11 protein-coding genes are annotated in these 15,761 nt (G+C 47.7%); all 11 read left to right on the top strand.

Annotated elements, in window-relative coordinates:
• Positions 1-63: 63 nt before the first annotated feature.
• The 11 genes from DXC51_RS03280 to DXC51_RS03230 are packed head-to-tail and all read left to right on the top strand — an operon-like array spanning position 64 to position 15,714.
• On the top strand, positions 64-2,190 hold the full coding sequence (locus DXC51_RS03280; RefSeq protein WP_021640185.1) for an NAD-dependent epimerase/dehydratase family protein: 2,127 nt from the start codon (positions 64-66) through the stop codon (positions 2,188-2,190).
• 4 nt (positions 2,191-2,194) lie between these two features.
• A complete protein-coding gene (locus DXC51_RS03275; protein ID WP_021640184.1) occupies positions 2,195-3,106 on the top strand; it encodes a hypothetical protein in 912 nt (303 codons plus the stop codon).
• Positions 3,090-4,967 (top strand): DUF2194 domain-containing protein, encoded by a 1,878-nt coding sequence (locus DXC51_RS03270; protein WP_117543680.1) that lies wholly within the window; start codon positions 3,090-3,092, stop codon positions 4,965-4,967. The genes DXC51_RS03275 and DXC51_RS03270 overlap by 17 nt, the downstream gene beginning before the upstream one ends.
• Positions 4,968-6,839 carry a DUF2194 domain-containing protein gene (locus DXC51_RS03265; protein ID WP_117543678.1) on the top strand — a complete coding sequence of 624 codons (1,872 nt, stop codon included), beginning with the start codon at positions 4,968-4,970 and terminating at the stop codon, positions 6,837-6,839.
• Positions 6,840-8,264, top strand: coding sequence for a GT4 family glycosyltransferase PelF (gene pelF, locus DXC51_RS03260; protein ID WP_117530508.1), 1,425 nt, complete (start codon positions 6,840-6,842; stop codon positions 8,262-8,264). It abuts the gene before it with no gap.
• Entirely contained in the window at positions 8,240-9,697 is a 1,458-nt protein-coding gene (gene pelG, locus DXC51_RS03255) for an exopolysaccharide Pel transporter PelG (protein ID WP_025489838.1), read from the top strand. Before pelF ends, pelG begins: the two co-directional genes overlap by 25 nt.
• Positions 9,694-11,475, top strand: a complete 1,782-nt coding sequence (locus tag DXC51_RS03250; protein ID WP_025489839.1) for a CotH kinase family protein — start codon at positions 9,694-9,696, stop codon at positions 11,473-11,475. The genes pelG and DXC51_RS03250 overlap by 4 nt, the downstream gene beginning before the upstream one ends.
• Positions 11,462-12,223 (top strand): polyphosphate polymerase domain-containing protein, encoded by a 762-nt coding sequence (locus DXC51_RS03245; protein ID WP_025489840.1) that lies wholly within the window; start codon positions 11,462-11,464, stop codon positions 12,221-12,223. The genes DXC51_RS03250 and DXC51_RS03245 overlap by 14 nt, the downstream gene beginning before the upstream one ends.
• A 48-nt stretch (positions 12,224-12,271) precedes the next feature.
• The gene (locus tag DXC51_RS03240) at positions 12,272-12,955 is read left to right on the top strand and encodes a DUF4956 domain-containing protein (protein WP_021640177.1); all 684 of its coding nucleotides are present in this window, start codon (positions 12,272-12,274) and stop codon (positions 12,953-12,955) included.
• On the top strand, positions 12,948-14,363 hold the full coding sequence (locus DXC51_RS03235) for a DUF4832 domain-containing protein (protein ID WP_025489842.1): 1,416 nt from the start codon (positions 12,948-12,950) through the stop codon (positions 14,361-14,363). The genes DXC51_RS03240 and DXC51_RS03235 overlap by 8 nt, the downstream gene beginning before the upstream one ends.
• 55 nt (positions 14,364-14,418) lie before the next feature.
• The gene (locus tag DXC51_RS03230) at positions 14,419-15,714 is read left to right on the top strand and encodes a coiled-coil domain-containing protein (protein WP_147331816.1); all 1,296 of its coding nucleotides are present in this window, start codon (positions 14,419-14,421) and stop codon (positions 15,712-15,714) included.
• The last annotated feature ends 47 nt before the right edge of the window (positions 15,715-15,761 follow it).

The following is a 15,761-nucleotide window of genomic DNA, read 5'->3' as shown; positions in this document are numbered from 1 at the left end:
TATATTATAAATAAGTAATTACTTATTTTTGATCAAGAGCATACTCAGAAGGCAAAATAAACTATGAAGGATATTCTTGTAACTGGATACAACAGAATAATAAAAGAAATTCTCTGGAGTGACCTGGCAAAAGATTTCCGGGTTATTGCTGCGGACAGGGAACTGCCGCGCCGAAATGACGGCAACGTCCGCTTCTATAGCATTTCTCCGGAAGAAGAAGCTTTCCGCCAGCTTTTTGATGTATACTCTTTTTCCGCAATCTTTTTTATATCCGGCTATGTGGACGGCGGAGAAGGCTTTTACGGTGAAATGAACGATCTGGAAAAGGTACTGCTGGAAGCGGCGCATGCCCATGTGGACAAAGTGGTGATCCTTTCCTCCATTGAAAGCATGAACTATGTTCCTGCCATAGGGACAGGAGGTATTGAACTGGACAGGAATTTCTATCAGGCCGCATCCCTGCGCGCCGATCAGCTGGAAGAAATGTGCCGTTTTTTTTCAAAAACCATGTCATTAAAAACCATAATACTGAGGCTGCCGTATCTGACGAATTCCTGTAATGATGGAAATTTCCTGGGTAAACTTTTCCGGAATATTTATGAAAACAAAAAATTACTCCTGCCTTACAGAGAGAATGACCGGGTAGATTTTATCAGTCAGGAGGATCTTGCAGAGCTTCTCAGGCGTATTGTTGAAGAGGATGAAGATGAGAGCGGCAGTTATTTTGTCAGCAGCGGTTACCGTCATACCTACGGGGATCTGGCGGCTGTTTTGTCCTCCCTGTCACCTGGCCTGCGTATCCTTTATGAAAATAAGGCGGATGTAATCCCCAGGGAGGATTATCCCTTTGAACTGAGGAAAATTTATGGCTGGATTCCCAAAGAAGATGTCATGGAACAGACTGCATGGCTTTATGAACTTTTTTGCAAAAAAGTGATGAAAGGGAAGCGTTCCCTTCGGGACTGGCTTGAAAAGCTTCTGAACCGACAGGAAGGGATTTTCAAATATGTGGAGCTGTTGGTTGTTTTTCTGTTCGCAGAGCTTCTCAACCATTATCTGGGTGTAAATGTGTATTTCCGCTTCGTTGACATCCGCCTGTTTTTTATTGTTATCATGGGCACAATTTATGGAATGCGGACCGGGCTGCTGGCGGCACTGCTTGAATGTATCGCTCTGTTTGTGCAGTATCTGGGGATCGGCGTGGACTGGACGCTGCTGTTTTACAATGTGGAAAACTGGATTCCTTTCATGATTTACCTGATGGCCGGTTCCGTAACGGGTTACATAAAAAATAAAAAGACGGAAGAAATCAAGTTCTCACGGGAAGAATACGGACTTCTTCGGGATAAATACCTCTTCCTGAATGAAGTATACCGAAGCGCCGTGGAAAATAAAGGAGAATATAAAAAGCAGATACTTGGCTTCAAGGACAGCTTCGGCAGAATTTTCGATGCAGTGCAGCGGCTGGACAATATTCTGCCGCAGAGCATATTTATGGAGGCTCTGCTGACAATGGAGGATATTCTTGAGAACCGCAGTATTGCGATTTATTCCGTGGATCAGTATGAACGCTTTGGACGTCTGGTGGTCTGTTCCGATCAGCTTCGGACTAAACTGCCAAAATCCATGGTGCTGGAAGAGTCCGGAGGCCTTTTTGAGATGGTCCGGGAAAGAAAAATTTACAAAAACACGGAAATGCAGGAGGGGATGCCTGTTTACGCCAGCGGAATCTTCCGGGAAGAAAAGCTTGTTCTGTTCGTAGTAATCTACGAAGTAAATCCGGATCAGTACGGGATGAACTATATGAATATTTTCCGTATTCTCTGCGGCCTGGTCCAGACCTCTTTTCTCAGGGCACTGGATTATGAAGAGCTTGCGGAGGAAAAAATCTATTATCCCCAGACCAATGTGGTGCGCAGGGAACGTTTTATGGAAATCCTTGCCGTCCAGTCCGAGATGAAAGAAAAAAAGATAGCGGACTACGTTCTGGTGAAGCTGGAGGAAAAGGAACGGCACAAGGTCAGCGATTCTCTTTCCAGAATCATCCGGGCGGCGGATGTGATCGGAGAAGGAACGGATGGAAACCTGTATGTTCTTCTCACTCAGGTTAATTTGGAAAGTTTTCATTTTGTGGAAACCCGGCTGGCCGGAACCGGACTTTCCTATCAAGTGGTAGAGAAAGTGGGGTGACAGAATGGGCCTGTGGATGTTTGTGTTGTTCCATTGTGTTTTGTGCCTGATTGCTGCGATACTGATGTATACGCATCTTATGAAAAGCCGCCCCATGATTCTTCCGATCGTATTTCTGGTTCCGGTATTCGGTTTTTCCTGTCTTCTTTTCCTGGAATGGGAATCCAGGGGAGATCAGGAAAACAAAAAGGAAATCGGCATTGAAAAGCTGAAAATTAATGATGATATCCACAGAAGCATCCTGATGGAGGAGGATCCGGCAAGGGATCTGATGGTGCCGCTTCAGGAAGCACTTCTTATGAACGATGCATCCACGCGAAGAGAGCTTATGATGGATATTTTATATGATGATGTGGGCGAATATGTAGAAGTGCTGAAGAATGCCCGGATGAATGATGATACCGAGGTAGTGCATTATGCCACCACTGCCATGGTAGAACTGCAGAAGGACTATGAAACAAAGCTGCAGAAACAAAAGGAGGCCTTTGCCCTGGAAGAAGACGCCGGACTTCTGGATGAATACATACAGACGCTCGAAAAATATGTGGAAAGCGGCCTGCTGGAGGGGAATATGCTGAAAAACCGCAGACTGGAACTGTGTGGGCTGCTGGAACGCAAGCTCACACAGCGAAAAGAAGAAGGGCATGAGGAGCTGCCCCTGTACTGCAAGAAATTTGAACAGGATTGTGCCCTGGGGGAGTATGAAGATGCCCTGCGTATGGCTGACGCCGCCATAAGGCTCTGGCCCCAGCAGGAGGAAGGCTATCTGATGAAAATCCGGCATGGGGTAATGACAAAGAATCCGGAACAGATTGGGACGGTAATCGGCCTGCTGGAAAACAATAAAGTATATCTTTCTCCAGCTGCAAGAAGAACGGTGGACTTCTGGAAGGAAAACGATGAAACGGAAAGCTGAAAAAGAAAGCACCCGGCCAAAGAACAGAATATTGAGGCTCCAGTTTGGGAAAATGCAGTGGGCGATGATTTTATTCGGACTGATGATTGTGGTCCTGCTGTTTGAAAGGCGCAATGTGAAATATGAACAATCCGAAAGCAGCCTGCCCATACTCAACAGTGAAAGCTTTTCCGGACCATCTGTACAGCAGGATCCGGAATGTCTGCTGCTGTGGGACAGCACACAGGAGGATTCCGTAAATGCCAAAACGGAAATGTCTGCCGTCCTTTCCCAAATGAAAATCCCATTTGAAGAGCAGGACTGGGAACAGAATAAAGGAACCGCCAGTTTCGGTTATGAAAATATTATTCTTGCGGTCAATCAATATGAAAAACTGGGAACTTCCCTGCTTGAACTGTTTGATCACATTAAAGCTGGCGGTAATATGCTGGTGCTCTGTCCGCCCGAACCTGACACTTATCTTAAGCTTGTCAGCGATAAAATGGGCATCCGTGATGTGGGTGCGACCCGGTACTGTGTGGAAGGGCTGCGTTTTAAAAGCGGGTTTATGATTGGCGGAAAGGACAGGGATATCGAGGTGAGTGATCCCTTTGATTCCGCGCTGTCCGTTACGCTGGAAGAGGGCGCTGCCGTACATATTGTTAGTGCGGATGATAAGGAAATGCCTCTGCTATGGGAATATGCATATGGCAACGGCAAGGTAGTCTTTTACAATCTCAACTTTTTTGAAAAGGTATACAGAGGTTTTTACTGCGCCGCCTACAGCCTGCTGTCCGATATCTGCATATGGCCTGTTATCAATGGTTCCGCCTTCTATATTGATGATTTTCCCTCCCCTGTGCCGGCGGGAGAAGGGGAATTTATCCAACGGGACTATCATATGGACATCAAAACCTTTTACACTAATGTATGGTGGCCGGATATAGAAGAACTGTGGAAAAAACATGGAATCCGGTATACGGGTCTGGTCATTGAGGATTATTCCGATGAAAACCAGGCGCCGTTTGAAGGGAATGACGATCTGCAGCGGTTCCGCTATTTTGGCAACAAGCTGCTGGATGACGGCGGGGAAATCGGTTTTCATGGGTACAACCACATGCCTCTTGTCCCTGAAGATTTTGATTATAAAAACCAGTTTGATACCTACCGGCAATGGAAAAGCCGGGAAGACATGCGCCTGTCCATTGAGGAGCTGAACCGCTTCTGTACCTGGCTGTTCCCGAAGGAAAAATTCCAGGTGTATGTACCTCCCTCCAATATTCTTTCGGAGGAGGGCCGGCAGATTCTTGTGGAGGATTTTCCCCAGATACGTGCGATCGCCAGCATTTATTTCCCAGGTGAATTTGAATACTCCCAGGATTTTATGGTGTCTGAAGACGGCATGATCGAAACGCCCAGAATCATTTCCGGCTATATCATCGGATCCTACATGGAAACAGGTGCGATTTCAGAGCTTAACTTTCATTATGTCAATTCTCATTTCCAGCACCCGGATGATGTCCTGGATACGGACAGGGGAGTACAGGAGGGCTGGGAAAAGCTGAAAAACAGGCTGACGGAATATACGGATTGGCTGTATGAGTCGGCGCCGGATATCCGGAACCTGACGGGCAGCGAAATGGCAGGAGCCGTACAGCGCTATTATTATCTGGAGCCCCGGATTACCAGGCAGGAAAACGAAATTCACATCAGCCTTTCCAACTTCAGTGATGAGGCATGGCTGTTTACCAGAATCAATGAAGGCCTGCTGGAAAGTGTGGAGGGCGGTACAGCCGTGGAGACTGCGGACGGACTCTATCTTCTGAAGGCCGAAAGCAGTGAACTGGTACTGAAGCTTACGGAACAGACAGGAGGGGATTAAATGGATACCAAAAAGCTCTTTCGTTTTTTATCAGTCATTTTTATCTGTGTCCTGTTTGTCATCCTCACAGCGGCCCTGTTGGGACAGCGTTTTTATGGAAATTACCAGCCCCGTGAAATACAGGTGGCAATACTGGAGCAGGAAAGCTTTGATTTGGAGCCGCCGCAGAAAAAAACGGAATGCCTGGTCGTGACCAACAGCGAAGAAGCAAATTCAGCGCATGCATACAATGAAATACAGGGAATATTTTCACAGCTGAAGGTCCGGGCTGACTATGTGGATCTTTCCCGGGAGGAGCTTCCTGCCTATGATGCTTATGAAAAGGTGGTTCTGGCGGCTGAGGATTATGACCAGCTGGGAGCGCGTGCATCAGATTTGATAGACTGGGTCGGGAACGGCGGAAACCTGATGATTTTTTTCCCGCCACAGGCAGGCTCCGTTTTTCAGTCAATCAGCGCCGGCCTGGGCATCCGGGAGGTGGGACGGGAGATGTATGAGCTTCCCGGAATCCGCATGAAAACTGATTTTCTGCTGGGAGGCAAAGGAAAGGATTTCATGGTGGAAGAGCCATACGAGTCCTCTTTGTCCCTGTCTTTGAATGAAGACTGTACCGTGCATATTGTCAGCGCTGATGACAGGGAGCTTCCGGTTCTGTGGGAAAGGAAATACAAGGATGGAACGATTGTCTTTGACAACTTCGGCATTATGGAAAAGGCTTATCGGGGAATCCATGCGGCGGGTTACAGCCTGCTGGGGGAGGCCTTTGCCTGGCCGGTAATCAATGGCAGTTCTTTTTATCTGGATGACTTTCCCTCTCCGGTCCCTTCCGGCGCCAGTGAGTATATACAGCGGGATTACGGAATCAGTGTTAAAGATTTCTATACCAATGTCTGGTGGCCAGATTTGCTGAAGCTTTCGGAAAAATATGGCTGTCGGTACAACGGCATGGTCATTGAGGATTATAACGATCAGGTGGAAGCCCCTTTTAAGCCGAATCAGAATATTCAGCGCTTTCAGTATTTCGGTTCCTCTCTTTTGAAAAACGGCGGGGAAATCGGTCTGCATGGATACAATCACATTCCTCTTTGTCTGAAGGGCTTTGATAAAAGCTTCGGGGACGGCTATGTACAGGGAACCTACGATCGGCTGTTCGATTATGGTTATTGGAATTCAAAAGAAGATATGGAAGCCGCCATGCATGAACTGGTCCGTTTTACAAAGAAACTGTTTCCACAGGCTTCGGCCAGTGTCTATGTCCCTCCTTCCAATATTCTGTCCGAAGAAGCCAGAAGCATACTGGCTGAAGAATTTCCGGATATTAAGGCCATTGCCAGCATTTATTTTAAAGGCGATGTGGAATATACCCAGGATTTTGAGGTGGCTGCCGATGGACTCGTGGAAACGCCGCGTATCATATCCGGTTATATCATCGATCCTTATATGGAAATGGCGGCCCTTTCCGAGCTGAATCTGCATTATGTTAATTCCCATTTCCAGCATCCCGATGATGTCCTCGATCCCGACCGTGGTGCTGAAGCGGGATGGGAAACGATGAGAAGCAGGCTGGAGGAATATCTCGCCTGGTTATATGGAGCGGCGCCGGATATACGGAACCTGACCGCCAGTGAAATGGCCGGTGCAGTACAGCGGTATTTTTATCTGGATGCCGTGCAGGAGGTTACGGAGGATGAAATCAGGCTGAGCCTGACGAATTTCAAAGGGGATGGATATCTTCTTATCCGCATCAACGGCAGAATTCCGGTGGATACCGCGTCTTGCATCAGCGGCGGGGAACTGACGGATATGGGCGGAGGGCTGTTTTTAATCAAAGCCGATGACAGCAATATTGTAATCACAAGGGGAGGCGAGTAGATGCGTATCTGTGTGATACTGGAGGGCTGCTATCCTTATGTGACAGGCGGGGTATCCACCTGGATGCATCAGTATATCAAAGCGATGCCGGAGCATGAATTTGTGCTCTGGACAATAGGCGCCTCCTCCCGGGACAGGGGAAAATTCAAATATGAGCTGCCTGATAACGTGACGGAAGTTCACGAAATATTCCTTCAGGATGCGCTGAATCTTCCGCCCGGGAAGAAAAAATACAGGCTGAAGCAGGAGGAACTGCAGGCGCTGAGGGATTTCGTACACTGCAGCAGGCCTGACTGGGAAGTATTGTTCCATATGTACAATGATAAAGGGATGTCCCCGATGTCTTTCCTGATGAGTAAGGAATTTCTGGATATCCTTACGGATATCTGCGAAGATGATTATCCCTATACGGCCTTTTCAGATATGTTTCATACATTGCGTTCCATGTTCCTGCCTGTTTTGTACACTATCTGTCAGGAAGTGCCCAGGGCGGATCTGTATCACGCAATTGCCACCGGCTACAGCGGGATACTGGCCCGTCTTGGCAGCTATAAATATCATGTCCCTTTCATGCTGACGGAGCATGGCATTTATACAAGGGAAAGAGAAGAGGAGATCATCAGGGCGCAATGGGTGCCTGCGGCATTTAAACGGTTCTGGGTACGTTTTTTTTATATGCTCTCAGCCGCTGTTTATGACAGGGCGGATATGATTACCAGCCTATTCGGCAATGCCAGGAAGATCCAGATCGATATTGGCTGCGCACCGGAGCGCTGCAGGGTGATTCCCAATGGAATCCATTATAAACGCTTTTGTGACATCCCTCTTAAGGAAGAGGATGGCTGGACGGATATCGGAGCGGTGGTTCGCCTGGCGCCGATCAAGGATATAAAAACGCTTATCTATTCATTTTATGAGCTGAAATTCCGGCTGGAAAAGGTACGGCTGCACATTATCGGGCCGGAAGATGATAAGCAGTATGCGCAGGAATGCTATGAGCTTGTCAGGCAGCTGGGAGTAAAGGATGTGCTTTTTCCCGGTATGGTGAATGTTCTGGAATATATGAAAAAGCTGGATTTTACTGTTCTGACCAGCATTTCGGAGGGGCAGCCGCTTTCCGTTCTGGAATCCTTTGCTGCAGGCAGGCCCTGTGTCACAACGGATGTAGGCTGCTGCCGGGAACTGCTTAACGGAATGGAGGGCGATGAGCTTGGCTGCGCGGGCTTCTGTGTGCCTCCCATGGACAGGGAAGCCCTCTGCAGCGCTATGGAACGGATGTGTCTGCGTGTGGAGGAACGTTACCGGATGGGACAGATCGGGAAGAAAAGGGTGGAACAATTTTACCGCCATGAGGATATGATTCAAAATTACAAACAGGTTTATTCAGAGGTAATGGAAAAATGGCAGGGATCGGATTCAGTCTAAAAAAGCTGTTCAATAAAAAAGGGGTATTCAATCTGTGCCGCGCATATGGATATGCAGGGCTTATCTGTGCAGGACCGATGATCCTGGGTGTCATTCTTTTGACGGGAGTTGCCTTTCTGTCACAGCTGGCAGGCATGGATCAGCATCACAGAGAGCTGCTTAACTGTATGCTCACTTACTGTCTGCTGGCGTCCCTTACCACTACCAGTATTTTCAACATGGGAGTGACCCGTTTTGTTTCGGATATGCTGTACGAAGAAAAAGCCTCAAAAATTATGCCCAGCCTCTATGGCAGCTGTGCCATCCTGCTTGTGGGCGGAGCTTTTGTCTGGTGTGTTTTCCTCCATTTTTCAGGAGTGTCGCCGGTATATAAGCTGCTTTGTCTGTGGTTCTATGTAATTCTTATCGTTGTATGGATGGAAATGAACTATCTGACCGCCTTAAAGGATTATAAGGTGCTTGTGATGGATTTTGCGGCCTCGCTGGGAATCGGCCTGCTTCTGGCCCTTATTCTGGTTCTGCTGCGAATGGTTACGATAACGACGCTGTTTTTATGCGTGATACTCGCCTATGGCCTGCTGATGACACTTTATTACAGGCAGCTGCTCAAATATTTCCCCAAAAGCAGCGGAAGCTGTTTTTCCTTCCTGCGGTGGTTTGATAAATACCGTTCACTGACATTTACCGGAATTTTTGTCAACCTCGGCCTGTTCGCCCATCTTGTAATCATGTACTTCGGTCCTTTGCAGGTTCAGGTGGAAGGCCTGTTCTATGGGGCGCCAATGCATGATGTGCCTGCGCTGTGCGCATTCTTTTCCATCCTGATTACTACAATTAACTTTGTGACCTCGGTGGAAGTACGTTTTTATCCGAAATATAAGAACTATTACAGCCTGTTTAACGACAACGGTTCCATACGGGATATTGAACAGGCAGAAATGGAAATGCTTGCGGTGCTGAAGCAGGAATTGACCTTCAATGCACATAAACAGCTGATTTCAACGCTTCTGTTCATTGTAATCGGTTCCCTGGTGCTGGAGATTCTGCCCCTGGGCATGAATGATACTTCCATGGGAATTTACCGCCTGCTGTGCGCCGGATACGGACTTTATGCGATCAGCAACACTATCATGCTGATTCTCCTGTACTTTGAAGACTATGCCGGGGCGCTGATGGGGACAACGGCTTTTGCGGCGGTGAGCATTCTGGCTACCGTATGGCAAATCCTGTTCGGGGAAGTAAACTATTATGGCTTCGGTTTCCTGCTGGGGGGCCTGTCGTTTTATCTGGTGAGCTGGCTGCGTCTGGAATGGTATACAAAGAGGCTTCCGTATTTTCTCTTGAGCAGACAGGCACTTGTACAAAATAATAAAGAGGGCATTTTTTCCAGGCTCTGCAACTGGCTGGAGAGAAAGGAAGGAACTTTGGAATGAAAAAAAGGAAAAAGGCAGTTCTGCTGTTTGCGTCCGCACTGTGCATATGTCTGTCAGGCTGCAGCCTGACAGAACAACAGCCGGTGGAAACAGAGGCTTCGGCGGTTGTCCGGACGGAAACAGTGGAAAAAGCGGAATCCTCGCTTGAGGATTACCATCTGAGGGAAAATAAAACCATATATGAGCAGGATGATGAAACAAGTGTGGTTACCATGTACCTGACCGTAAGAGAAGGGAATGAAGCCGAACATACCAACCATACATGGACGGAAATCAATTCCTACTCCAAATACTGGTATGAGGATAATAATATCGAACAGTACGCCGTGGAAGGAATCCTGCAGGTAGGGGATGAGAACGGCCCTCTGGAAGGGGAAGCGGGCTACGGCGAAAACGCTCCCAATGCAATCATAAAAATCAGAGGGCAGTCTTCCAGCAAAGGAGCCCAGAAAAACTATAAAATCGAGCTAAAGGACGGTAAGGATACCTGGAGGGGACAACGGACGATTAATCTGAATAAGCATATGTTTGAAGGCCTGCGCTTCCGGAATAAGCTCGCTTATGATCTTATGAAGGATATTCCTCAGATGATTTCCGCCAGGACGCAGTTTGTACATTTATATGTGAAGGACGAGACAGAAGGCGGCAGCGGTGTCTTTGAGGATTACGGGCTGTTCACGCAGGTGGAGCAGATGAACAAGACATTTCTGAAAAGCCATGGCCTGGATAAAAACGGGCATATGTACAAGGTGAATTTTTTTGAATTTATGCGTTATGAAGACGCCATCCGACTGGCAACTGATCCCGCTTATGATCAGACGGCCTTTGAAGAACATCTGGAAATAAAGGGCGATAACGATCATACAAAGCTGATTGCCATGCTCAATGATGTAAATGATTATTCAATACCAATAGAGGAAACGGTGGAAAAATGGTTTGACACGGAAAACCTGTTTTACTGGATGGGTTTTCAAATCCTGCTGGGAAATACCGATACCAGTTCAAGGAACTATTACCTTTACAGTCCGCTGAATGTAAACAAATTTTACATTATTTCCTGGGATAACGATGGTTCCCTGGAGTATCTGGAAGAACAGCTGAAGGGAAAGGATCTGAGGGATACCTGGGAATATGGTCTGAGTAATTACTGGGGGAATGTTCTGTATCAGCGTATGTTTAAGAATGAGGAATACCGCCGGGAGCTGACGGATGTCATTAACACCCTGCGTTCGGATTATCTTACACCAGAGCGCGTGAGTGAAAAAGTAAACAGCTATAAAAGCGTGACAAAGCCTTATCTTTACAGCATGCCTGATGTGCTTTACGCACCTCTGACCGAGGCTGAATTTGAGCAGGTGGCAGATAATATTCCAAAGGAAATTGAAGAGAATTATCAAAGATACCTGGAGTCTTTGGAAAGACCAATGCCCTTTTATATTGGAGTACCGGAACCACAGGAGGGAAAGCTTACCGTCAATTGGGATGCCGCCTATGATTTTGACAGTGAAAATATTACCTATACCTTTGAGCTTGCAAGGGACTGTCTGTTTAAGGATATTTTATTTTCCGATTCAGCAATCCGTATCCCGCAGGCAGAATTGGATATGCCCGGGGCTGGACAGTATTTTATTCGGGTAACTGCAAAAAATGAGTCCGGTAAAACCCAGACTGCCTTTGACTATTATTACACCGATGACGGAAAGGTTTATGGAACCAAATGCTTCTATGTACTGGAGGACGGAAGTATAGAAGAGGATACGGAAAATGAAGATTCGTGAGGACGGCAGGAATAAATATTACGGCACTTTCCGCAATGAATGGAAATACTATATCTCCCTCTGGGAATGTCAGGCGCTGCGGGAACGTTTCTCAAACATGATGGAACTGGATCCTCATGCCCAAAATGGGATTTATATGATCCGCAGCCTGTATTTTGATGACTATTGGAACAGCGCTTATAATGAGAAAATGGCAGGAGTGGATTTCAGGAAAAAGTACAGAATCAGGATTTATAACTGCCAGGACAGCCATATCAAGCTGGAGAGGAAGATAAAACTCTCCAACTACATACACAAAGACTCCGCCTCTATCACCCGGCAGGAGTTCGACTGGATTACAGAAGGCAGGTACGATTTTCTGCTCAGGCATAAAAACCGGCTCTGTCAGGAATTTTATTATGAATGTATGGCAAATGCGCTGCGCCCGAAGGTCATTGTGGACTATGACAGGGAACCCTTTATTTTAAAGGAGGGGGATGTGAGAATTACCTTTGACTCCAATGTAAGGGCGGCTGTCCCGGATGCGGATTTCTTTGATCCGGATTTGCCCTCCTACGAGGTGGTTCCCTTCGGGAAGACAGTGATGGAAGTGAAATTCACAGAATTCCTGCCTCAGTTTATAAGGGATATTCTTCCGCCGGACGGAGATGAGTTTTCCGCAATTTCCAAATATACAATGTGCTATGAGAGATTATATCACCGGACGGATGCACTATTTATGATTTCAAGGTCTGATAAGACCTGGTAAAACGGACGGCGGAAGCATGACTTTCCCGCCGCAGGATAAGGAGCAGATATGAATATCAAAGATTATTTTAAAAAATCGGTCTGGGAATCCTTTATGAACAGCCAGACGATGACGGAGGATGTGGTGCTGCAGATTGTGATAGCAATGAGTGCGGCACTTATACTGGGTTTGTTCATTTATAAGATATATCAGATTTATTTCGGAGGCGTGGTATTTTCCCGTTCCTTTGCAACAACCCTGGTGGGGATGACGGTGCTGACCTGTATGCTGACGCTGGCCATCAGCACAAATATCGTAATATCCCTCGGTATGGTGGGCGCACTTTCCATTGTCCGTTACCGTACCGCCATAAAAGATCCCATGGATCTTTTGTACCTGTTCTGGGCGATATCGGTTGGTATTACCGTGGGAGCGAACATGTATGTACTGGCTCTGTCGGCCTGTGTCCTGATGGTAATTTTAATCCATCTGCTTTACCACAGGCAGAAAAGAGGAATGATTTACATCATGGTGGTACATTATGAAGGAGAGCTTACCGGAGATGAAGTACTGCGCGCCATGAAAAAAATCAAATACCAGATGAAGTCCAAGACGCTGCGGGGCAGCTTGACAGAAATGATGCTTGAGGTTTATTGTAGAACTGACAGCACGGTTTTCCTGGAGAATATCCGGGCAATCGAGCAGGTGAAGGATGTGACGTTAATACAGTATAACGGAGAATATCATGGCTAATGGTACAAGAGTAAAAATAATTACAGGGGTGGTTATCCTGCTGGCGGCGGCTTTCGTGCTTCTGGCTTTTTACATGATCCCCCGCATTTATAATCTGTCTGCCTCGGTAGATTTTACAGCCGGAGACGGGGTGTATGAAAATCCGCTGATGGGATATGTTAACTGGGCCAGACATCCCGAAGAAGCCCAGACGGGACAGCTCGTTTATATTGATGTAACCTGGGCGGAATGGGAACCCAGGGAAGGGCATTTTGATATAAAAGGGCTGGAAGAAAGGAACCATATAAAACGCTGGAAGGACGAAGGGAAGCATGCGGTTCTGCGTTTTGTCTGTGATATGCCCGGAAGTGAAAAGCATATGGACATTCCCCAGTGGCTCTATGAAAAAACAGCCGACGGCATATTCTATGATACGGATTATGGAAAGGGATACGCACCGGTTTACGATAATCCTGAATTTCTGGAGGCGCACGGGAAAGCCCTGGCTGCGCTGGGCAGCTACTGCAGTCAGGATACCTTTGTTTCCTATGTGCAGTTGGGAAGCCTCGGGCACTGGGGGGAATGGCACACAAAGTATGAGGATGGCGTACCGCCCATGCCGGACGCAGAGGTATGCTGGAAGTATGCCGGCCAGTATGCAGACAGCTTTATACATGCCAGGCTTCTCATGCGCAGGAACTATGTGATGGCCGTAGACGGGGGTATGGGACTGTATAATGATATGACCGGCCTGCCCGGGGATACTCTGGAATGGCTGGATTGGCAGGAAAACGGCGGTGCTTATGAAACACCTGGCAGGCAGATTCCCTACGCTCCTGTGAAAGCTGTCTGGAACAATGCTCCTGTGGGCGGAGAGTTTACCGGAGAGCTTCCCCTGGAACAGATGCTGGGAGAGGATCTGGAGCAGACTCTTTCTTTAATTGATCGGTCACATATGACTTTTATCGGACCGCGTGCTCCGGAAGGAGAAATGCTTGCATCTGACGGAGCTGCAGAGATATTAAAACATCTCGGCTACCGTTACCGTATTTCACATATGGATATTAAAATGGATTACTTCAGACAGTCCTTTAAGGTGGAGCTTGTATGGAAAAATGACGGTGCGGCACCTATCTACTTTGAATGGCCGGTTATGATGTATATTTATGATGCGGAAGGAAACAGACGTTACTGGGAAGGCGTGGATGTGGATCTGACGCAGCTGACTCCGGGTAAAACGGTGACTACTGTGAATGATATTCCCTTTAATGATCTTTTCAGAAAGGGTTATACTATCGGGATCGGGATTCTGGATCCCCAGACTGAGGAACCTGGAATTGAGCTTGCCATGAACAAACGTTACCAGGATGGCATCAATATTATTTACAGCTATGACGGAAATGCGGGTACCGTATTCGGGGAGGAATGAAAGACGTTTTTGTCAGAGGCAGGCGGAAGTGCCTGCAGAGAGGGAGGAATGGGAAATGGCGAATAAAGACATTTTCCGGACCACAGTGTTCGGCGGATATCAGAAGGAAGATGTGATGGACTACGTCCGTTCCCTTGAAAATGAGAAGGAAACGGTAAAGATTCTCGCCAGTAAAGAAAATGCAGGCATAAAAACAGAGCTTGAACAGGAAAAGAAAGCAAATGAGGATCTGAAAAATGCCCTTCTTTCCTGCAAAGAACAGCTGGGCCGGCTGGAAGCGGAAAGAAAAAAAACAAAAGAAGAGCAGGAGCAAATCCGCCTGCAGCTGATGGAAGAACGTAGCAATCTGCAGAAAAAGCAGAGTACCTGGGCGGAAAGCCTGACCCGGATGCAGGAAGATCTGAAGTCACAGGAAGAGGAGTGGCGGCAGCGGACGGAGAAATTCCTGGAGCTTGAAAAAACGCGGCGGGGACAGGAGCAGGCCGTAACTCAGCTGCGGGAACAGGTGCGGCAGGAACAGGAGCAGCAAAAAGTCCTGAAAGATGAGCTGGCCAGCTTGAAAGACCAGGAAAGCAGGCTGCAGGAAGAGCTTGCCCGCAGCCTGGCAGAAAACGAACGTCTTCAGGGTGAGGCATCCGGATGGATGCAGGAAAAAGAAAGCCTTTTCTCAGAAAAAGAAAAGCTGGAAGCGGAATGCAGAAGACTCAGGGATTCAGTCCGGGACGGAGAGACAAAGCTCCGCCGGCTTCAGGATGTCCAGCGTCAGGCTGAAAGGCTGAAAAAAAGCAATCATGAGCTTATGGAGCGCTGCCGCAGGCTTGAGGCGGATCACAGGATTGTAAAGGGAAATGGCGAAGCAAGGAAAAGTGGGTTGAATGGAGTGCTGGAAAAGCTGGTGCCCGCTGCCCGTGCGGCAAAACAGGAAAGAAAGGCCGGAATCCCTTTTTCACCGGAGGCTTCAGCGCCGGAACCAATGCCTGAATTAAGCGCCGGCTTTATGGGAATGGAAGAATCTGCATCTATGGAAGAACCGGTTCCCGCACCGTCTCACATTGAAGAAACGACTGCCCGGACATTCCCGGAGGCTGATGCTTCAGACACTTTGGATACCAAATCTTTGGATACGCAGTTGCCAAAAGAGGAACCGGCCGTCATAACAGATGAACCAGAGCCGGGATATCCGGAGGAAGATGACATGGAATCCGCGCAGGAGCTGTACCGCAGGCATGCGGAAAATGTGAACCGTTCGATTATTACCGCCCAGGAACGGATTGCCCGGCTGCTGGAAGAGCTTCAGCTGGATACAGCCTCAGACGAAAAAACCCCCGGGCAGACAGCACCTGAGCAATAAAGCCGGTGCCTGCCTGTCAGAGGGTCCACCAATGCCGGAGGACATCA

The sequence above is a fragment of the Eisenbergiella massiliensis genome, assembly GCF_003435485.1.
The sequence above is the reverse complement of the archived record's forward strand: the minus strand, read 5'-3'. Positions and strand labels throughout refer to the sequence as shown.